This is a genomic window from uncultured Erythrobacter sp. (assembly GCF_947492365.1).
Taxonomy (GTDB): Bacteria; Pseudomonadota; Alphaproteobacteria; order Sphingomonadales; family Sphingomonadaceae; genus Erythrobacter.
Map to the genome: position 1 here is coordinate 940,138 of NZ_CANLMB010000001.1, position 19,855 is coordinate 959,992.

The window sequence follows — 19,855 nt, forward strand, 5'->3', positions numbered from 1 at the left end:
CCCATGAGCCAGATCCTCGTCATCGACAATTACGACAGTTTCACCTTCAACCTTGTCCACTATCTGATGGAACTGGGCGCAGAAGTGCGGGTGGAGCGCAATGACGCGCTTACCGCTGCGCAAGCTGTGGCTAGCAATGCCCGCGGGTTCCTGATCTCGCCCGGCCCCTGCACGCCCAATGAGGCGGGTATCAGCCTTGATCTGGTCGCGGCCTGTGCGGATGCGGGCAAGCCGCTGCTTGGCGTGTGTCTGGGCCACCAGTCCATCGGCCAGCATTTCGGCGGAACCGTCACGCGCGGCGGGTTGATGCATGGTAAGACTTCGCCGGTGACGCATGACGGGACCGGCGTGTTTGCAGACCTGCCCTCGCCTTTCACCGCGACCCGCTATCACAGCCTCGAAGTCGTCGACGTGCCCTCCTCGCTCGTTGCCAATGCCCATGCCGAAACGCCGGGCGGCGATCACGCCAGCGTCATGGGCTTCCGTCACGAGACGCTCCCCATTCACGGCGTGCAATTCCACCCCGAGAGTATCGCAACCGAACACGGCCACGCACTGCTAGCCAACTTCCTCAAAATCTGCGGCGTCGATGCGCGCTTGCCTGAAAGACTGCTTCCATGAAGACCCTCCCGCTTGCCGTCCCGCATATGACCGAGACCGAGGCCGAGGAGGTGTTCGGCTGGGTGCTCGACGGCGAGGCGAGCGAGGAAGAGATCGCGCGGTTCCTGCTCGCCATGACCGAGCGCAGCGAGACGGCGGAAGAGATTGCCGGAGCTGCACGGGCCTTGCGCGCGCGGCTCATCCCCATCGAAGCCCCCGACGGCGCAGTCGATTGCTGCGGCACTGGCGGAGACGGGCACCACACGCTCAACGTGTCGACTGCGGTTAGCCTTGTAGTCGCCGCTTCGGGCGTGCCGGTGGCGAAGCACGGCAACCGCGCGGCTTCGTCCAAATCGGGCGCAGCGGACACTTTGGAAGCGCTCGGCCTCGACATGGAGGCCGCCGGGCGCACAGCGGAAAAGACGCTCGCCGAGATTGGCATCTGCTTTCTTTTCGCCAAGAACCACCATCCTGCGATGGGCCGCATCCAGCCTATCCGGCTGCGGATCAAGAAGCGCACGATTTTCAACCTGATGGGGCCGCTTTCGAACCCCGCTGGGGTCAAACGCCAGCTGATCGGCATTGCCCGCCCCGGCTATGTCCCGATCTATGCCGAAGCCAAAGCGCGTCTGGGCACTGAGCGGACCTATATCGTTTCAGGCGATGAGGGGCTGGACGAATTGAGCCTCGCGGGCGGTAACGAGCTTGCCGATGTCGAGGGCAACGAGTTCACCATGAAGCGCGTCGATGCGAATATGATCGGCCTGCCCAACTCGCCGGTGGAGGCCATTCGCGGCGATGATGCGGTGCATAATGCCAAGGCACTGAGCGCGCTGCTGGGCGGCAATCCCGGACCTTATCGCGATGCGGTGATCTTCAATGCAGCGGCGACTTTGATGGTCGCGGGCGCGGTTGAGGATTGGCAAGTCGGCGCGGATATGGCGCGCGAGGCGCTGGATAGCGGGCGAGCCAAAGATTTGCTCGCCAAATGGATCGAGCTTGCGAAATGAACAAGCTGGAGGAAATCTGCGCAGCCAAACGCGAGGAAGTCGCCGGGCGAAAAGCCTCTGTTTCGCTCGCCGCGCTAGAAACAACCGCGCGCAGCCAGACTAGCCCTCGCGGGTTCGAAGCGGCTTTGCGGACACGTACGCAAACCGGATTTGCGCTGATCGCCGAAGTCAAGAAGGCCAGTCCGTCCAAGGGCCTGATCCGCGCTGATTTCCACCCGGCCACCCACGCCAGAGATTACGAAGCGGGCGGCGCGGCGTGCCTCTCGGTCCTAACCGATGCGCCCTACTTCCAGGGCCATGAGGACTTTCTGATCGCTGCGCGCAGCTCGTGCGAATTGCCGGTGCTGCGCAAGGATTTCATGGTCGACCCGTGGCAGTGCACAGAAGCGCGCGCGATTGGCTCTGATGCTATCCTCGTCATTGTCGCCGCTCTTGAGAACAGCGCGATGGCGGAGATCGAGGCTGCGGCTCTGGAACACGGCATGGATGTGCTGGTCGAGGTCCATGACGAGGCCGAGATGGAGCGTGCTGCAACGCAGCTCAAAAGCCGCTTGATCGGTGTGAACAATCGCGATCTCAAGACCTTCACCACGTCGCTCGCAACAACCGAGCGCCTCGCCCCGCTAGCCCCCGAAGGCGCATTGCTGGTGGGCGAAAGCGGCATTGCGACGCATGCGGATTGCGAGCGATTGGCGAAGAGCGGCGTGCGCACCTTTCTTGTCGGTGAAAGCCTGATGCGCGCCGATGATGTCGCGGCGGCCACGCGGGCACTGCTCGAAGGCTGAATTTAGCCTCTGTCCTACAGCGCCCAGTCATGGCATCACACGGGTCATGACTTGCCCAGATCACCCTTGCACGACCCCAATTTTTGAGCAGTTCCCAATGAACCGCTTTTTTGCTTCAGGACCGTGTAACATGCGGTCCATGTCTCCGCTAAGGCTCTGTAAATGAACGGACTCACTCACCTCTCCGAAAGCGGCTGTGCGCACATGGTCGATGTCGGCGGAAAAGCAGCAACCGCGCGCGTTGCCGTCGCCTCGGGCCGGATTGCTATGTCGAGTGAAGCGCTAGCCGCGATCCGCGCAGGCGATGCTCCCAAAGGCGACGTGTTGGGCACTGCCCGCATCGCAGCCATCATGGCAGCCAAACGCACTGGCGAGCTGATCCCGCTGTGCCACCCGCTCGGCCTCGAAGCGGTGAGCGTCGAGTTCGACTTCGAAGACAGCGCCATTCGCGCCACCGCCACAGCATCGCTCACCGGCAAGACCGGCGTTGAGATGGAGGCGATGGTGGCGGTCTCGACCGCGCTGCTGACGATCTACGACATGGCCAAGGCGATCGACAAAGCGATGGTGATCGGCGAGGTCCGCCTGATCGAGAAGCGCGGCGGCAAGTCGGGTGACTGGAAGGCTCCAGCCCCATGACCGACAGCGTGAGGACACAATGAGCCTGCTACCTCTCGAAGAGGCGCAGGCACGCTTGCTCGCGCTTGTATCCAAGATGCCGGGCGAATCCGTCGCGGTTGAGGATGCTCTCGGGAGGGTGCTTTCGGGCGATCTGAAGGCTGCGCGCACTCAGCCTCCTGCCGACCTCTCGGCCATGGATGGCTATGCCATTGCCGGCGCACAGGGGTTTGCGGGGCCATGGGAGCTTGTCGGCGAAAGCCGCGCTGGCGTTCCGTTTGCTGGTTCGCTTAGCGCCGGACAGGCCACCCGCATCTCGACCGGCGCGCATATGCCTGAAGGCGCAAGCTCGGTCCTGATCCAGGAGAACGCTACTATCGCCGATGGCAAGGTGAGCAGCGATGATCCTCCCCCACCGGGCCGCCATGTGCGAAAGCGCGGCTTCGACTTCGCGCAAGGTGACACGGTGCTCCACAGCGGCACCCGCATCGGCCCTGCACAATTGGCGCTCGCGATGTCGGCAGGGCACGCCGCGCTCGAAGTTGCGCGCCGCCCGACCGTTGCGATCCTCGACAGCGGAGACGAGCTGGCCCGCGATCCCGCGCAATGTGGCTCCGACCAGATCCCTGCCAGCAACGGCGCGATGATTGCCGCGATGCTTGCGCCGCTGGTGGGTGAGACCATGCGGCTTGGACCCGTGGGAGACGATCTGGATGCGCTTGCGCAGGCGCTGGCCAAGGCAGAAGAAGCTGACATCCTCATCACCTCAGGCGGCGCGTCGGTGGGCGATCACGACCTGATCCAGCAGGCCTTGGGGGACTGGGGTGCGCAGCTCGCTTTCTGGAAGGTCGCGATCAAGCCGGGCAAGCCGTTGATGGTGGCAAAGCGGGGTTCGCAAGTTGTGCTCGGACTGCCGGGCAATCCTGTCTCAAGCTTCGTCACATGCTTTCTGTTTGGACTGCCGCTTGCGCGCGCCACGCTGGGGATGCGCGAGTGCCTTCCGCAAGCGCTCACGATGCGAGCAGGCGAGGCCCTGCCCGCAACCGGAAGCCGCCGCGAGTTCCTGCGAGGCGTTGCAGATCGCAGCGAAGTCCGCATCGCCGCATCGCAAGACTCCAGCGCCCTGCGCGCGCTTGCTGAAGCGGACTGCCTGATCGACCGGCCGGTCGGCTCGCCGGAAACAGCAGCCGGAGAGCCGGTTCAGGTCTATCCACTCCACAATGGCTGATTTCTGCGGTTTCCGGCCTTAGAGCGGCTTGACTTGCCGAATCAAGTTGCTTACTTGTTCCACATTCGTTCACCATATAGGTGCGCGGGCAGTGCTCTGAAATGCACCGGTATCCATGCGAATGGACGGTGCCTCTGGGGGCGCGAGTAACTGGCACTGCACGATGCTTCGGTTAGGGGCGGCGTGCGTCACAGTGCGGCTTTACGGAGTTTGCCCATGCTGACGGCAAAACAGAATGAACTGCTTCGCTTTATCCAGAAACGTCTGGCTGAAACGGGTATTTCACCGAGTTTCGAAGAAATGAAAGAGGCGCTTGATCTCAAGAGCAAGTCGGGCGTTCACCGCCTGATTTCGGCGCTTGAGGAACGCGGCTTCATCCGCCGCCTTGCCAACCGCGCGCGTGCGCTCGAGGTGATCAAGACGCCGGAGGATGCAACCCCCACCCCGCGCGCTACGCATGCTGCAAATGATGCAGCCGCGTCTGTTTCGACTACGATGCGGCAGGCTCCCGAACCTGCCAATGACGTTATCGAAATTCCGCTTCACGGTAGGATCGCTGCTGGCGCTCCGATCGAGGCGCTTGAGGGACAAAACTCGCTTCCGGTGCCTGCGGCTCTGCTTGGGCCGGGTGAGCACTATGCGCTTGAAGTGTCGGGCGATTCGATGATCGAGGCGGGCATATTTGACGGTGACTTCGCGCTTGTGCGCCGGACTGATAGCGCCCGCGATGGCGAGATTGTCGTGGCGCTCGTCAATGGCGAGGAAGCGACGCTCAAATACCTGCACAAGGATGGTGGTAATATCCGCCTTGATCCGGCCAATGCCGCTTATGATCCGCAGATCTATGGCGCGGCGCAGGTTCAGGTTCAGGGTAAGCTTGCAGGACTGCTTCGGCGCTATCACTGATAGCTCTGCTGTGCGCGGGGTTGAGGGTTAATCCCCTCTCTCCCCGCGCCACCAGCCATGCTCGCCCTGCCCGCTCGCAACTTGGGAAATGCGGCCGTTCTCCAGATCGAGCGCAAGGCCGCCGGTTCGCTCAAGCATGCCCCTATCGGCCTTGAGCCATCGCGGTAAGCAGGAGCGCGGCAGGAAACGATCGGCGACAACGATATCGGCTTGCTCGCAAGCAGCGGCCAGTGCGCGCTCTTCGATCAATTCGCGGTTGCGGGCGAGCAGCAGCACCCAGTCCCGCCCGCCCCGCTCTATGTTGATGACACAGAATTCAGGAGAACACCGCGCACCCTCCCACTCGGCAATCGGGATCGGATCGCTTGTGACGCTGGAAAGTTCGAGCAGATTGTCCCGCGAATAAGAGGATCGGCTGTCGCGTAAGGACAAAAGCGAACGGCTTCCATCTGGCGCATCAACAGTGATCCCGACATGCCGCCCTTCACGTCCGATCAACACGTCCGGAATGGGAGTGGAAAGCAGCATCACGGTAGCGGCGGCAGCAGGCACGAAGCCAAGCAATCGCGCCTTGCCGCTCCACAAGGCAAGCCACAGTCCGCCTATGACGAATAGCGTCACGGTCAGCCCGCTCATCTGCGGCATCAACTTGACAGCGCCCGGTTGTCCCGAAGTGAAGTGAGCAATCGAGAGGAGTAGGTCGAGCGATGCTTCGGCGAGCCACCAGAACGGCGCTCCGAGGTCAATCAGATCGAAGAACAGACCGAGCGCGATCAGCGGCATCGAGATGAAGGTCACAAGCGGGATCGCGATGACATTGGCAAAGGCTCCGTAGAGCCCGGCGCGGTGAAAGTGGAACAGCACAATAGGCATCAGCGCGATCTCGATCACGAGACCTGTGAGGAAAAGCATGGCAACCCGCCGTCCCGTCCTCGCCCCCCAACTCTCCTCGCGCGGCGCGAGAAACGCGCGCACCGCTCCGCTGGTATGCAATGCTACGATTGCCAGCACCGCGGCGAAGCTCATCTGGAAGCTCGGCCCGACAACGCTTTCGGGCCATAAGGTCAGGACAAAGACCGCCGCCACCGCGACCATGCGCAGTGACAAAGCCTCGCGTCCCATCGCAAGCGCGATCAGCACCAACATCGCGGCAACGCAGCTCCGCACAGTCGGTACCTGCGCTCCGGTGAGCAAAGTGTAGCTGATCCCCGCAAGCGCGCCCACCAGCGCCGCTGCAACCGGCAATCGCACCCGCAAGGCGATAGCGGGGAACAATGCGAGCAGCTTGATTGCCAACAGATAGGCTGCAGCGATAACTGCGCTCACATGCAGCCCGCTGATTGCCAGCAAGTGGGTGAGACCTGCATCGCGCATTGCCACGCGGTCAGTCTCCGGGATCGCCCCCCGATCGCCGCTGGCAAAGGCTGCGGCGATGGTGCCGGCCGATCCATCGACCCGGCTGCGCACATGGCTGGAGAGGCTGCGCTGCAAGGACGCGATCAGGTCTTGTCTTGAAGCCGGTTCGACCAGTTCAACCTCGCCCATCACGCTGCCGGTCGCGGCCAAGCCCTTGAACCATGCTGCGCGGGCGAAATCGTAGGAGCCAGGTAACATCGGACTAGCCGGAGGCATAAGCCGTGCGCGCAGCCGGACGACAGCTCCCTCGAGCAGCACGCTCTCACCGCTCACAGGGCTGTATTGAGTATCGATACGTGCGACCTCTTCGAGCGGGATATTGACCCGGATCTTTCGGCTTTCCCCGGTTTCGGCGTCGCGCATCGCAAGTGTTAGCCGGATGCGGTCTTGCGAGGGCTGGTCGTCGCGTTCGAGCACGTAGCCTTGGACCCGCTCGATACTCGGGCGGTCGATCGGCTCTGCTCCAACCATTTCCGAGCGTGCCCAGACCACGGCGAGGCCAGCGGCGAAGACAATCGAGCAGGCAATCATCGCTTGGCGCAGCTGGTCCCGCTCGGGCCGGTCGCGCCACGCAGCTAGCGCAAACAAGGCCAGCAACAATGCGCCAGCAATAACACCCACCCACTGCCACGGGGTCTTGAGCGCGAACCAAGTCAAGATCCCGCTCGCAAACAGCACCGCCAACCACGGCGCACGGTCGAACCCCGCATTGCCGAGAAAGGCCTCGGCGCGGTCTGCCAAAACACCGCCCCAAACACTGGCAATGCTGGACAATTTGCGAGGGCTTTGCCACAGGCGCGCAGCGGGACCGCGATGCGCGGACGGCGCGCCCACTTTGTCGGAGCCGCCTCCATCGGGATCGCCCGCAATCGGAATGTTCGGCGCTTCAGCCAATGGCCACGTCCCCCTTCGGCTTGGCTGGGCTCGGATCGCGCAAGTGAATAGGAATTAGGCGCTTATGGCAAGCCCACAGGCCAATGCGGTGACAAATCAAGTCGTCACCCGCTTCGCACCCTCGCCCACTGGCTTCCTGCATATTGGCGGGGCGCGCACGGCGCTGTTCAACTGGCTCTATGCGCGCCACCATGGCGGCAAGGCGCTCTTGCGGATCGAGGATACTGACAAGAAACGCTCGACGCAGGAGGCGATTGACGCGATCCTCGACGGTCTGGATTGGCTCGGCCTCGACTATGACGAAGCGCCAGTTTTCCAGTCGCAGCAGGCCGCGCGCCATGCCGAAATAGCGGGCAAGCTGCTCGAGGCGGGCCACGCCTATAAATGTTTCGCGACAAGCGAAGAGCTTGAGGCGATGCGCGCCGAACAGCGGGCGAACAAGCAGCCGATGCGCTATGATGGTCGCTGGCGTGATCGCGATCCTGCTGAAGCCCCCGCAGGCGCGCCTTTCACCGTCCGGCTCAAGACCCCGCAAGAGGGGCAAGCGACGATCCGTGACGAGGTTCAGGGTGAGGTTTCAGTCAAGAACGCCGAACTGGACGACTACATTATTCTGCGCGCTGATGGCACGCCGACCTATATGCTCGCGGCAGTGGTTGATGATCACGATATGGGCGTCACCCACGTCATTCGCGGCGACGATCACCTCAATAACGCTTTCCGCCAGCTGCCGATTTACACCGCAATGGACGCAATCGAAGGGGGTTGGCCTGCGCCAACCTATGCGCATGTCCCGCTGATCCACGGCTCAGATGGTGCAAAGCTGTCTAAGCGTCACGGAGCCTTGGGTGCAGAGACCTATCGCGACGAATATGGGATCCTGCCCGAGGCGCTGTTCAACTACCTGTTGCGGCTTGGCTGGGGGCACGGCGACCGCGAAGAGATCACGCGCGCAGAGGCAATTGAGCTGTTCGACCTCTCCGGTGTTGGCAAAAGCCCCTCACGCTTCGATCTGAAAAAGCTTGAGAATTTGAACGGGCACTATATCCGCGAGAGCGATGACGCTGTGCTTGCGCCGCTGGTTGCTGCGCGGATTGAAGGTGATTGCGACACTGATTTGCTGGCGCAAGCCATGCCGGTTCTGAAAACCCGCGCGAAGAATCTCGACGAATTGGCTGAAGGGGCGGCTTTTCTCTTCGCCAAGCGTCCGCTTTCGATGACCGAGAAGGCGGCGAAGCTGCTCGATGAAGACGGCCGGTCGCGTTTAACGGCGATTTCTGCTGCACTTGCGAAGGAAAAAAGCTGGACAATCGGCGCTCTCGAAGCCACTACCAAATCACTTGCTGAGGAACTCGAATTGGGCCTTGGCAAATTGGCGCAGCCAATGCGCGCTGCGCTCACCGGGACGACCACGTCACCCGGAATTTTCGATGTTCTGGTCCTTCTTGGACGGGAAGAATCCCTGGCACGGATCGACGCGCAAGCTGCGTGATCGCCCTCGCCGGGAACACAATTGGTCAGGAGACACACCTTGGTGGACAAGCAGGCGAAACTCGAACTGGGCGGTGAAACTTACGAATTTCCCGTGCTTCAGGGCAGTACCGGCCCCGATGTGGTCGATATTCGCAAACTCTATGGCCAGACTGGCAAATTCACCTTTGATCCGGGCTATAAGTCGACGGCAAGCTGCGAAAGCGCGCTGACCTATATTGACGGTCAGGAAGGCGTCCTGCTCCACCGCGGGTATCCGATTGGCCAACTGGCCGAAAATTCCAGCTTTATGGAGGTTTCCTACCTCCTGCTCAACGGTGAGCTTCCCAGTGCGGGCGAGCTGGACGATTTCAACAACACGATCACTCGCCACACGATGCTGCACGATCAGCTGCGCCAGTTCTATCAGGGCTTTCGCCGCGATGCGCACCCTATGGCGATCATGTGCGGCGTCGTCGGCGCGCTCTCGGCGTTCTACCATGACAGCACCGATATTTCGGACCCCGAGCACCGCACAATTTCCAGCCACCGCTTGATCGCGAAGATGCCAACGATTGCGGCAGCAGCTTACAAATATTCGGTCGGTCAGCCGATGATGCAGCCCGACAACTCGCTGAGCTATACAGGTAATTTCCTGCGCATGACCTTCGGTGTTCCGGCAGAGGAATACGAGGTTATTCCCGAAGTCGAGCGCGCGATGGACCGGATTTTCATCCTCCACGCCGATCACGAACAGAATGCCTCGACCTCGACCGTGCGCCTTGCAGGTTCGTCGGGCGCGAACCCGTTTGCGTGTATTGCAGCGGGCATTGCCTGCCTGTGGGGCCCAGCCCATGGCGGCGCCAACGAAGCAGCGCTCAACATGTTGCGCGAAATCGGCACGCCGGACAAGATTCCGCACTATATCGAGCGCGCAAAGGACAAGAACGATCCGTTCCGCCTGATGGGCTTTGGCCACCGCGTCTATAAGAACTACGATCCGCGTGCGACTGTCATGCAAAAGACCGTGCGCGAAGTGTTCGATGCGCTGAAGGTCAAGGATCCGGTGTTTGAAACCGCGCTCCGGCTCGAAGAGATCGCGCTCAACGATGACTATTTCCGCGAGAAGAAACTGTTCCCGAATGTGGACTTCTACTCCGGCATCATCCTGTCGGCGATCGGCTTCCCGACCACGATGTTCACTGCGCTGTTCGCCCTTGCCCGTACCGTTGGCTGGGTTGCGCAGTGGAACGAGATGATTTCCGATCCAGGTCAGGTCATCGGCCGTCCGCGCCAGCTCTACACTGGCCCGACCGAGCGTGATTACGTGCAGATTGGCGACCGGTAAAACCGCCAGTTTTGCGGTAACTTAGCCCGCAGCTTTAAGAGTTAGCCTGAATTCGGCGCCGGTGGTCTCATCGGCGCTGTCAGGCTGCATGACTTGCAGATCACCCTCCATCGCGCGCGCCAGTCTGCGTGAGATGTAGAGGCCCAGGCCTGATCCAGTGTCGGCGCCGCCATTGCTGCCCCGCCCAAGCCGTTCAAACTTGTCGAAAATCTTGCCTGCCTGTTCGGGTGAGACACCGGAGCCTTCGTCGATCACGCTGATCTGAGCTCTGCCATCATCAGCCCTCGCAACTGCCACTGTCACGGTGCTGCCCTCGGGTGAGTAGGCGATGGCATTGCCGATCAGGTTGATGAGTATCTGGAGCACCCGCCGGAACTCGCCCTCAGCGATAATAGGATCATCAGGTCCAGCAACGACGAGTGAAGTTTCCCTGCCCTGCGCCCGCACACCCAAAATTCCGGCCGCTCGCCGCGCTGCATCGGCCAGATCGACCCGCTCTTTTGCGGTCGTGAAGCCTGCGGCCTCGACCACTTCAAGATCGGCTAGATCATCGAGCATGCCCGACAGATGCTGGCCTGCAGCGGCAATGTTGCCTGCATATTCGCTGTATTCCTCGCGCAAGGGGCCGGCGAGCTTGGCGCGGACCGTCTCGGCATTTGCGATGATCCGCGCGATGGGCTGGCGCAGGACGGGCGTCAGTGCGCTGCCGATTAGCCGCGAATGAGCGCGTTGCTCGGGCGCTTCTGGTTCGGTTGCCGCTTCTGCAAGGGGCTGCTCGGCGATCATCAAAAGCTCGAAACCGCGCGGTGATGCGCTTGCCTTGCCAATCGGGAGCAGCCGCACACGCCATTCACGCGGCGATCCTTCGATCTGGCATAGAGTTCCGTCCAGCAGCCGCCAATGGAGCGGCTGATGATGCGCGATGCCTTTGAGTGTCACATATTCGCTCCACACCTTGCTAGGAGCAGCGCTGACGGCCTTTTGCAGGACATCGGTGTCAGGAGCGGTGGCAGTGATAAATTGCACCTGCTGGCGCGCATCAAGCCGCGCGGATACCTCAGCAGCAGCGCGGTCGATTGCGTCCATACGCTCGGCGAATTCATTCGAACTTGTCTGCGGTTGCGGAGTTCTCTGCCAGTTTTCGACCAGCACTTCGCAGCCGCCGCCATTCTCGGGCGAGATTGGGTGCACGCGCACAAAGCCCTGCACCATCTCCACCCCGTCAAAGGCGGAAAATTCACGCGCAATCTTGAGGCCGGAGCGGCGGCTCTGGTTCACCAGATCGAGCAGTTCGGGCACGGCCAGAACGCCCGGTATCGTGCCGCCGCAGCATTCATGCAGCTCAGCCAGCGGCTCATCGGCCGAGAGCAACCGGTCCCGATCATCGGTCAGGCCGCGCGCGGCGAGGAGGGTTTGCTGACGGTTCATCGCGCGCCGCCCTTACCCGGCACCGTTCGAATAGGAGATTGCTGCGCCCGAGGCGTTGAGCAATTCGAGCGCACGCTCGGGTGCCAATTGCGCGATTTCCTCGGGCAAAAGCTGCGCCGGTTCCAATAGCAAGAATTGCCGCTCAATCGCTTCGGCTTCGAGCCCTGATGCGCGAAGGCTGAGCGCAAGCCGCGCCGCCTGACGTTCATGACAGGCGAGAATGGCCAGATCGCGCGGCTGCTTTGAGCGTGAGGCAACCGCGCTGGCAAACAGGGCGAGGCCTGCGTGATCGAGTTCTAGCGCAGCGATAGCTCCTTCGCGCATCGCTGTGACAAGCCGCGCTAACAAGCCAAGCCGCCCTGCACCTTCGTCATACTCCGCTTTGAGCGCCTTAGCGCCCTCTACCCGCAGGTTGGGTGGTACGGGAAGATCAGCGTCACAAAAGCGCTCCAGAACGCTAAGAAGCAGCTCTGGCGGCAATTCCGCAAGCGGCAGCTCCATCCGGCGCTGGCTTTGCATAAAGCGTGATTGGGCGGCAAGGCTGGCCATGGCTAGTTCTGCGACGGCGGGCTGATCCGAAGCGATCAGCTCTTGCAGGAGCGAGCTGAGCACCGGATCGAGTGAGGACCGCTGTTGCAGGCGCTCAGTCAGGTGCCCTTCCATGGCAACGGCATAGAGGTGGTTGAGCAGCTTTGAATCACCGGCCAACGCGTCGGACATAGCATCAACCTGGGCACGATCCACCGGCCCGCGTGCATTGTCTGGCTGACAAGCGCTGAGCAATTGGTTTGCCAGGTGTCCCAGCATCCCGCGCAAGCGCGCAACGATGGCGTCGCTGACCAATGCATGGCCCGAACTTTCAAGCATATGCGAGATGACAGGCGCAACCCCGCTCAACGCGCGGTTCGCCCGCGCGAGCTCATCCCTCAGGATGGTGTCCACCGTAGCGGAACGGGTCTGGTCCCCAGTATGATCCATTGCCATGTCGCCCATAGCGTAGCCCTTACACAGGCTATGGTTAAGTCCCGGTTAGCCTAAGACGCATTTTGCGCATGGGTGGGCTGGATAAGCAATCCGGCCAATCCTGCGAGTGCAAACAGCGCAACGGCTTCTGCCAGAAATCCACTCGCGGCAGCGACGGTGAAGCCTGCGAAGTGGGTGAAACGGTCGCGCCAGAAGGCCGATACTGCGCTCGAGCGGCGAAATCCGAGATAGTGACTGATCCCAATGGCCAGCATTGGTAGAGCAAGGCTGGTGACAGCTGATCCGGCTAACCAGCTGACATAAAGCAACAATGTGATGGCAAGGATTTCACCCGAATAGAGTGGAGCCAAGCGCCGCCATCGCGCCCGCGCTTTCGACCAAAACGCCTCGCGCATTTGCACAAAGCTCTCGCCCAATGCCAATGCGAGAAAGCCGCTTGCTCCGGCTCCAAGCGCCGCCGCTCCATGTCCGTAGGCAGCCAGAACGGTCGCAGAACCCATGAGCAATCCAGCAGCACCAAGGCTAAACTCTGCGCCGTTCTCCAACCCCTTGGGTGCAGTTTTCCGCGCAATTGCTGCGCTTATTGCGCTGCTAACCCCGCTCCAATGAGCGTTCGTCGCATGGCCTTGGATAAGGGCCTGCTCGCGCTCAACCAGATCCCGTCCCTCTGCGGCAATCAGCCAGCGGCCTTGCTCCAATGCTTCTGGCTTGAGCGAGCGGCAGTCCACGCGCGCTTGCAACGCCAATCGCAGCAAGAGCGACATCGCATCGCCATCAGGCGGAAAATCAGCCAGTTTGTGAACTTGAGCCGCCTTAAAAACAGCCAGTCCAGCCCAGTGGCGCTCTCGATCAATCCGTTCGAAATCAGCGCCTTGCGCCTCAACCATGACATGCGATGCGGCGATGGTCGCAATGCCGGCCTGAAGCTTCCCACCTGCGACCAACCAATCATCTGACAGCGCAAGGTCAATCACCAACCCGTCGCGCATCATCACCAACTCATCCTCTGCCCGCACAAGGCTGAGAAGTTGCAGGTTGCTGCGAATGGCGTGGAACTCACCGCCCTGCCCCTCGAAATCCCGTTGGAGATCGAGCACTGCCTCACCCGGAGCTTCGCAAAGGCAGATGATCCGCTCGCAGCCAAGCGCGCGGGCAAATTCTGCCTGCCATGCCAGAACGCTGCGCCCGCCCAGCGGTAAACCAGCCCGCAAATCACCCGATTGGGTGCGGTCGATGGCGGAGAGCAATGCGGTGCGCAATGCAGCTGACTCCCGGGTGAGAAGGCACAGGATCGTGCCCACACTATCGCTAGGCGCGCGAAAGCCTCCGCATCAAGCATGATTGCGGCGCAAACCCCATCAAATTGCGTTGGGCCGAGCTAGAAGACGCCGGTTTGCTTGCCTGCAAAGCGGATCAAGACCGTTTCGATCTCGCGGATCGATGCGGGTTCGCCGGGGGCTGCTTCGAGGGCATTTTCCGCCGCAAGCAGCAGATCTTCGGCGTGAAAACTGGCCGCAAGTCCTTTCAAACGCATCGCTGCAACGTTCCAGTTACCGTCACAACGCGCGCGTTTGAGCAGGTCCAGCTGCTTCTCCGCGCTTTCGAGAAACGCACCGCGCAATTCGGTTAACAGCTCGGAATCGCTTCCCGCAGCCGCTGCCAAAGTCGCATCAAGGGCTCCGCCTTCATATGCCATAAGCAGCGCTGATAACCGCATCGGAGTTAATGCGGGGTTTATCCTGACACGCGCTGTGGTATCTAGCTGCGCATGTCGGGTGGAAACCATATCAGGGCTGTAGGCCCACAAGCCGCGCGAAATGCGCAGGGTCAGGCCGGTAGCGAAGGCGTTGAAGCGAGTGCTGAAACGTCGCTCGATACGCATGAAAGCGTTGATGACGAAGGCGAGCTCGACCTTGCCGAATACGATTACGAGGATGCTTACGAGGAGGCTTATGAGCCTGCTTCGAACCGGTTTGCCTGGGTCGCACCTGCAATCGCGATTGCGCTGATCGCGGGTTGGACCGGTCTGTATGGCTGGGCGATGCAGGACCGTCTGCTTGCGGCGGCAAGCGCAGCACCGGCAGAGTGGGTGCGTTGGATCATCGACTGGTCGGTGCCTGTTCTGTTGGTCTGCGTTGGCTGGTTGCTGACAATGCGTCATTCGCGCGCCGAGGCGAAACGGTTCGCCGAGACCGCCGCCCTACTCTCAACCGAAAGCAGCGAGCTTGAGGCCCGTCTCACCGTGGTCAATCGTGAGCTCAGCCTTGCGCGCGAGTTTCTTGGCGCGCAGTCGCTCGAACTGGAATCGCTGGGACGGGTCGCGAGCGAGCGGCTCACCACCCATGCAGGCGAACTGCAACAATTGATCCATGATAACGGCGCTCAGGTCGACCGGATCGGCAGCGCCAGCGAAACCGCGCTCGGCAATATGGCTAGACTGCGCGATGACCTGCCCGTGATTGCCAATTCGGCGCGCGATGTTTCGAACCAGGTCGGCAATGCGGGCCGCACGGCGCATGAGCAGCTCGACAAGCTTGTCAGCGGTTTCGAGCGCCTGAACCAGTTCGGCAAAGCGAGCGAAGCACAGGTGACGTCGCTCGACAATCGGGTTGGCGAGATTCTGACGGGTTTCGAGAATCAGCTTTCGCAGATCGAACAGCTGATCAGCGCGCGGCTTGAAGCGGTGCAGGCGCAAACCGGGTCTTTCCGTAGTGAGTTGGAAAGTGTTGAAAGTCAGGCGCTTGAGGCACTCAAAGAGCGCATGGGCCTGCTTCAGACCGAAACACAAAGCGTTGCGACCGAACTGCGCGCCGCAGAAAAGGGCGCAATGGACAAGCTGATGCAGTCCAAGTCGCGCTTCCAGGACGAAGTGACGAAAGTCGTTGAGTCGCTCGACCGGCTTGATGCGCAGGCCGTCACGGCATCGCAAGAACGGATCAAGGCGCTGCACGAACAGGCAATCGGCTTTGACACCCACCTGTCCAACCGCAACCGCATTTTCGAAACGGAAGTGGCCAAAAGGCAGGAGGAATTCGATACACGCGAGGCGCAGGCCAGCGAACTTTTGGCTCAGCGCCTTGCTGACCTTGATGATGCAATGACTCAGCGCCGCGAAGCGCAGGCAGTCGAAACTGAGAAACTTGTCGCGCAAAGCAGTTCCATGGGTGAGCAACTCGACAAGCTCACCGCTCTGATCGGCGAGATCAGCGAGACCGGCGAAACTGCGCGAAGCGGGCTGACTGAAGGGCTCGAGGAATTGAGCGGACAGCTTGCGAAGAGACGCGAGGAACTGGCTGAGACCGAAGCAAAACTTGGCGAACTGACCGAGTCCGGCATCCGCCTGCTCGAGATCATCCAGTCAGGCGCAAAACACAGCCGCGAGGACCTGCCGCAAGCGATCGAAACCGCCAGCGCAACGCTTGGAACGGTAGAGGAGCGCGCGGCGGCGCTGTCTGGGTTGATGCTGGGCGCACATGAGAAAGCCGATGGTCTGTCGAACTACCTGATCGAAACTCAATCAAAGATCGAAAGCGCGGACAGCTCAATCGAAGCGCTGCAAGCCAAACTATCCGAACAATCCGAAGATGCCTTGAGCAAACTCGATGGCCTGCGCGGCGGCTTTGCGCGCCTAACAGAGCAGAGCGAGACCTTCGCCGGCGGCACTCAGGAGAAACTGCGCGAGGCACTTGGTGCACTGGAAGACGCGACCACATCCGCTTTCACCGCTCTCGACAGTGGCGCGCGCGAGAAAGTGACCGCGCTGGCCGGTGACATCTCGAAAGACGCCGTGACAGAGATTGAGCGTGCGCTGCGCAACGATACCGCCGAAACCGTGGGCAAGCTCGAACAGGCGGCCAGCCATGCGTCAGGTGTGGGCCGCGAAGCGACTGCCCAGCTGCGGGATCAACTGGCCAAGGTCAACGAGCTAACCATCAACCTCGAACAACGCATCGCCCGCGCGCATGAGCTGGCGGAGGAGCAAGTTGGCAACGACTTTGCGCGCCGGATGGCGCTGATTACCGACAGCTTGAACTCCAACGCTATCGACATTGCATCCTCACTCTCGACCGAAGTCGCCGATACGTCATGGGATGCTTATCTCAAAGGGGATCGCGGGATATTCACTCGCCGCGCGGTGCGCCTCATCGACAATGGCGATGCGAAAGAGATTGCCGAGCTTTATCAGCGCGATGACACTTTCAAAGCCAATGTCAGCCGCTACATCCACGACTTCGAAGCAATGCTGCGTGCGATGCTTTCCACCCGCGATGGCAACGCGCTGAGTGTGACCCTGCTGGGTTCGGACATGGGCAAACTCTATGTGGTGCTCGCGCAGTCGATCGAGCGTTTCCGTCAGTAGGCTTGCGATCTAAGCTGCTGGGCGCTGAGCGAAGATGTTGATGTCGTCCGCGCTTACCCAGCCATATTCGAAATTGAGCACGAAAAGGCTGGTCAGCACTGCGGCGATCACTGTTGCGCGAACAGCAATCTTGCCTGGCCGAAAGCTGACCGGAGCACTGTCCGCTTGTCCCGGAACCTTGGCAATTCCGGCTTCATCTGCGGTCCGCACCCCAAAGGGCAGCAGCATGAAGGCGCTCATCACCCAGATCAGGAAATAGATCGCGAGGATTGAGGTCCAGGCCATCAGTCTGCGCTCGCCTCTCTCAACCCCGGCATCACGACCCGAACCTGCGGGTTCTTACCCGACCAGCGACGCGCCGCGCGGCGGGCAGCGAGGCGCGCGGCTTCATGCACCGCGGCGGGATCGCTTGCATCGCGGCCCTTGAGCTTCCCGATTGCTTTCAGGATGTCTTGCTGAGTTTCGGCGACAAAATCGGGCAGGTCTTCGTCAAGAGGTAGGCCGATGGCCTCGACCGCAGGCGCGGTCCCGCGCGCGAGGACGACAACGATTACGCCTTCCTGAGCAATCCGGCGGCGCATCGTTATCGCTTCACCATCCGCCGGGGCGATAATATCCCCATCAAGGACGAGGCGGCCATTCTGGACCTCTGCAATCTTGCCCGGCTCACCCGGCGCGAGCCGCACAATATCACCGTTGGACTGGACCACATTCGAAGGAATCCCGCGCTCTTTACCGAGCCGCGCTTGCTCGCGCATGTGGCGCATTTCGCCATGGACAGGCACCAGCACTTCGGGACGGATCCACTCATACAATGCTTCAAGTTCCGGTCTGCCGGGGTGCCCGGAAACGTGGATCATGCTCTGGCGATCGGTGACCATCTCGATCCCCTTGGCCGCGAGCTGGTTTTGCATCTTGCCGATCGAGATTTCGTTGCCGGGTATCTGGCGCGAGGAGAACAGCACTACATCGCCGCTCACCAGCTCGAGCCGATGATTGTCGTCAGCGATCCGGGAGAGCGCCGCGCGCGGCTCCCCCTGCCCGCCGGTTGCAAGGATTAGGACTTCACCGCGCGGCAGTCGCATTGCGCCGTCAAAGTCGACCGTAGGCGGGAAGTCTTCCAGATAGCCATTGTCCTGCGCAACCTCGATAATCCGGTCGAGCGAGCGGCCCGCAATGCAGACCTGCCGGCCCGTTTCGCGCGCGACTTCGCCCAAAGTTTGAAGCCGAGCCACATTGCTGGCGAAGGTGGTGACAAGCACCCGCTTGCCCTCATGGCGCGCGACTTCTTCCATCAGGCCCTTATGGACGGCACCTTCGGACCCTGACGGCTCTGGATTGAAGACATTGGTGCTGTCGCATACAAGCGCGAGCACGCCCTCATCACCGATTGCGCGCAATTCCTCCTCGGTGGTCGGCTCGCCGATGATCGGGTCCTCGTCGAGCTTCCAGTCGCCGGTGTGAAAGACGCTGCCGTAAGGCGTGTCGATCAGCAGCGCGTTGCCCTCTGCAATCGAGTGCGCGAGCGGGAGGTAGGTGATCGAAAAAGGACCGATGTCGAACTCGCCGTGATCGTCTTCGATAATGTTGAGTTCGACTTTGCCCGTCAGGCCCGCTTCCTTGAGTTTACGCGCGACCAGATCGGCGGTGAACGGCGTTGCATAGAGCGGCACACCAAGCTCGCCGGCGAAATAGGGCACCGCGCCGATGTGATCCTCATGCGCGTGGGTGAGCACGACCCCGAGGAGGTCCTTGGTCCGCTCTTCGATGAATTCGATATCGGCAAAGACCAGATCAACGCCCGGATACTCCCCACCCGAAAACGTCATACCCAGATCGACCATCAGCCATTTTCCATCGCAGCCATAGAGATTGACGTTCATGCCAATCTCTCCCGATCCGCCAAGCGCGAGGAAGAGGAGTTCGTTTTCAGGTTTGAAGTTCTTTTTCACAAATACTCGTATGGGTCAGATCGGGCTAGCTCGGGTGCGAGCTGTCGTCATTCGGCGGCTTGCTTGGCGAGGATCGCAAGGCCCTCGATCGTGAGGTTGGCATCAACCTCGTCAAAAATATCGGTCGCCTCGTCGAACAGAATCGCCAGCCCGCCAGTTGCGATCACTTTGGCGGGGCGTCCGATCTCGGTCTTCATCCGCGCGATGATCCCCTCCATCATTGCAACATAGCCCCAGAACACGCCGATCAGCATCTGGTCTTCGGTGTTACGGCCGATGACGCTTTTGCTTTCAGGCGCGCGGATGGCGATGCGAGGGAGCTTGGCTGTCTTGCCTACTAAAGCATCGAGCGACAGGTTGATACCCGGCGCGATCGAGCCCCCCTTATAGGCGCCGTTGAAGTCGATTGCTTCGAACTTCGTCGCGGTGCCGAAATCGACCACGATCAGGTCGCCGCCATATTTCTTGTGAGCGGCAAGGATGTTGAGCGCGCGGTCCGCGCCGAGCGAGCTGGGCTGATCGACATCGATGGCAAAGCGCCATGCAGCCTTGCCCTCGCCTGCCTTGAGAGGCGTGATGCCGAAATATTTCTGGCTCAGCACGTTGAGGTTGTGATCGGCACGCGGGACAACCGAGGCGTAGATAATTTGCGTGATGTCTTCACGCGTCACCCCCTCAATGGTCAGCAGCTGGAGCAGCCACACCGCATATTCGTCACCGGTACGGCGCGGATCAGTCGCGATGCGCCAGCGCGAGCGTGAGGTGAAGCCCCCCTCACCGTCCGGTTCGAACAGAGCAAAGACGACATTGGTGTTTCCGACATCGGCAGCGAGCAACATGGCGCGGTCCTCGTTAG

The 19,855-nt window shown here is 61.2% G+C and carries 17 protein-coding genes; 9 read left to right on the forward strand and 8 right to left on the reverse strand.

The annotated features are described in order from the left end of the window. The first annotated feature begins 3 nt into the window (after positions 1-3). The 6 genes from Q0887_RS04590 (at position 4) to lexA (ending at position 5,147) form a co-directional block, all read left to right on the forward strand. Positions 4-621 (forward strand): aminodeoxychorismate/anthranilate synthase component II, encoded by a 618-nt coding sequence (locus Q0887_RS04590; protein ID WP_299192712.1) that lies wholly within the window; start codon positions 4-6, stop codon positions 619-621. Then, a complete protein-coding gene (trpD, locus tag Q0887_RS04595; protein ID WP_299192714.1) occupies positions 618-1,610 on the forward strand; it encodes an anthranilate phosphoribosyltransferase in 993 nt (330 codons plus the stop codon). The genes Q0887_RS04590 and trpD overlap by 4 nt, the downstream gene beginning before the upstream one ends. Then, positions 1,607-2,395 (forward strand): indole-3-glycerol phosphate synthase TrpC, encoded by a 789-nt coding sequence (trpC, locus tag Q0887_RS04600; protein WP_299192715.1) that lies wholly within the window; start codon positions 1,607-1,609, stop codon positions 2,393-2,395. Before trpD ends, trpC begins: the two co-directional genes overlap by 4 nt. 162 nt (positions 2,396-2,557) lie before the next feature. Further along, entirely contained in the window at positions 2,558-3,034 is a 477-nt protein-coding gene (gene moaC, locus Q0887_RS04605; RefSeq protein ID WP_299192717.1) for a cyclic pyranopterin monophosphate synthase MoaC, read from the forward strand. A 19-nt stretch (positions 3,035-3,053) separates the two neighbouring features. Continuing rightward, positions 3,054-4,241 carry a molybdopterin molybdotransferase MoeA gene (locus Q0887_RS04610; RefSeq protein WP_299192718.1) on the forward strand — a complete coding sequence of 396 codons (1,188 nt, stop codon included), beginning with the start codon at positions 3,054-3,056 and terminating at the stop codon, positions 4,239-4,241. 216 nt (positions 4,242-4,457) lie between these two features. Next, on the forward strand, positions 4,458-5,147 hold the full coding sequence (gene lexA, locus Q0887_RS04615) for a transcriptional repressor LexA (protein WP_299192720.1): 690 nt from the start codon (positions 4,458-4,460) through the stop codon (positions 5,145-5,147). Positions 5,148-5,174: 27 nt separating this feature from the next. Here the strand turns inward: lexA and Q0887_RS04620 are convergent, their stop codons facing one another. Beyond that, a complete protein-coding gene (locus Q0887_RS04620; RefSeq protein ID WP_299192722.1) occupies positions 5,175-7,457 on the reverse strand; it encodes a ComEC/Rec2 family competence protein in 2,283 nt (760 codons plus the stop codon). Between the two features lie 64 nt (positions 7,458-7,521). Here Q0887_RS04620 and gltX point away from each other — a divergent pair, with 64 nt between their 5' ends. Together gltX and Q0887_RS04630 are read left to right on the forward strand one after the other, a co-directional pair. Beyond that, a complete protein-coding gene (gene gltX, locus Q0887_RS04625) occupies positions 7,522-8,949 on the forward strand; it encodes a glutamate--tRNA ligase (protein WP_299192723.1) in 1,428 nt (475 codons plus the stop codon). A gap of 39 nt (positions 8,950-8,988) precedes the next feature. Continuing rightward, positions 8,989-10,275: a citrate synthase gene (locus tag Q0887_RS04630; protein ID WP_299192725.1), complete on the forward strand. Its 1,287-nt coding sequence runs from the start codon at positions 8,989-8,991 to the stop codon at positions 10,273-10,275. Positions 10,276-10,296: 21 nt separating this feature from the next. Here the strand turns inward: Q0887_RS04630 and Q0887_RS04635 are convergent, their stop codons facing one another. The 4 genes from Q0887_RS04635 to Q0887_RS04650 all read right to left on the reverse strand — a co-directional run bounded on the left by Q0887_RS04635 (position 10,297) and on the right by Q0887_RS04650 (position 14,383). Continuing rightward, the gene (locus Q0887_RS04635) at positions 10,297-11,703 is read right to left on the reverse strand and encodes a HAMP domain-containing sensor histidine kinase (RefSeq protein ID WP_299192727.1); all 1,407 of its coding nucleotides are present in this window, start codon (positions 11,701-11,703) and stop codon (positions 10,297-10,299) included. A 12-nt stretch (positions 11,704-11,715) separates the two neighbouring features. Further along, a complete protein-coding gene (locus Q0887_RS04640; RefSeq protein ID WP_299192729.1) occupies positions 11,716-12,681 on the reverse strand; it encodes a hypothetical protein in 966 nt (321 codons plus the stop codon). A 56-nt stretch (positions 12,682-12,737) separates the two neighbouring features. Continuing rightward, entirely contained in the window at positions 12,738-13,946 is a 1,209-nt protein-coding gene (locus Q0887_RS04645; protein WP_299192731.1) for a hypothetical protein, read from the reverse strand. Between the two features lie 119 nt (positions 13,947-14,065). Then, on the reverse strand, positions 14,066-14,383 hold the full coding sequence (locus Q0887_RS04650) for an Hpt domain-containing protein (RefSeq protein ID WP_299192732.1): 318 nt from the start codon (positions 14,381-14,383) through the stop codon (positions 14,066-14,068). Positions 14,384-14,455: 72 nt separating this feature from the next. On the opposite strand from Q0887_RS04650, the gene Q0887_RS04655 reads away from it, so the two are divergent. Next, positions 14,456-17,047, forward strand: coding sequence for an ATPase (locus Q0887_RS04655; RefSeq protein WP_299192733.1), 2,592 nt, complete (start codon positions 14,456-14,458; stop codon positions 17,045-17,047). 9 nt (positions 17,048-17,056) lie between these two features. On the opposite strand, the gene Q0887_RS04660 is transcribed toward Q0887_RS04655, so the two are convergent. Genes Q0887_RS04660 through Q0887_RS04670 form a run of 3 tightly spaced genes read right to left on the reverse strand, consistent with a single transcriptional unit; the run spans position 17,057 to position 19,838 of the window. After that, positions 17,057-17,332 (reverse strand): DUF1467 family protein, encoded by a 276-nt coding sequence (locus Q0887_RS04660; RefSeq protein ID WP_299192735.1) that lies wholly within the window; start codon positions 17,330-17,332, stop codon positions 17,057-17,059. Beyond that, on the reverse strand, positions 17,332-18,999 hold the full coding sequence (locus Q0887_RS04665) for an MBL fold metallo-hydrolase RNA specificity domain-containing protein (RefSeq protein WP_299192736.1): 1,668 nt from the start codon (positions 18,997-18,999) through the stop codon (positions 17,332-17,334). Before Q0887_RS04665 ends, Q0887_RS04660 begins: the two co-directional genes overlap by 1 nt. A gap of 47 nt (positions 19,000-19,046) precedes the next feature. Further along, positions 19,047-19,838: a type III pantothenate kinase gene (locus Q0887_RS04670; protein WP_299192738.1), complete on the reverse strand. Its 792-nt coding sequence runs from the start codon at positions 19,836-19,838 to the stop codon at positions 19,047-19,049. Between the last annotated feature and the right edge of the window lie 17 nt (positions 19,839-19,855).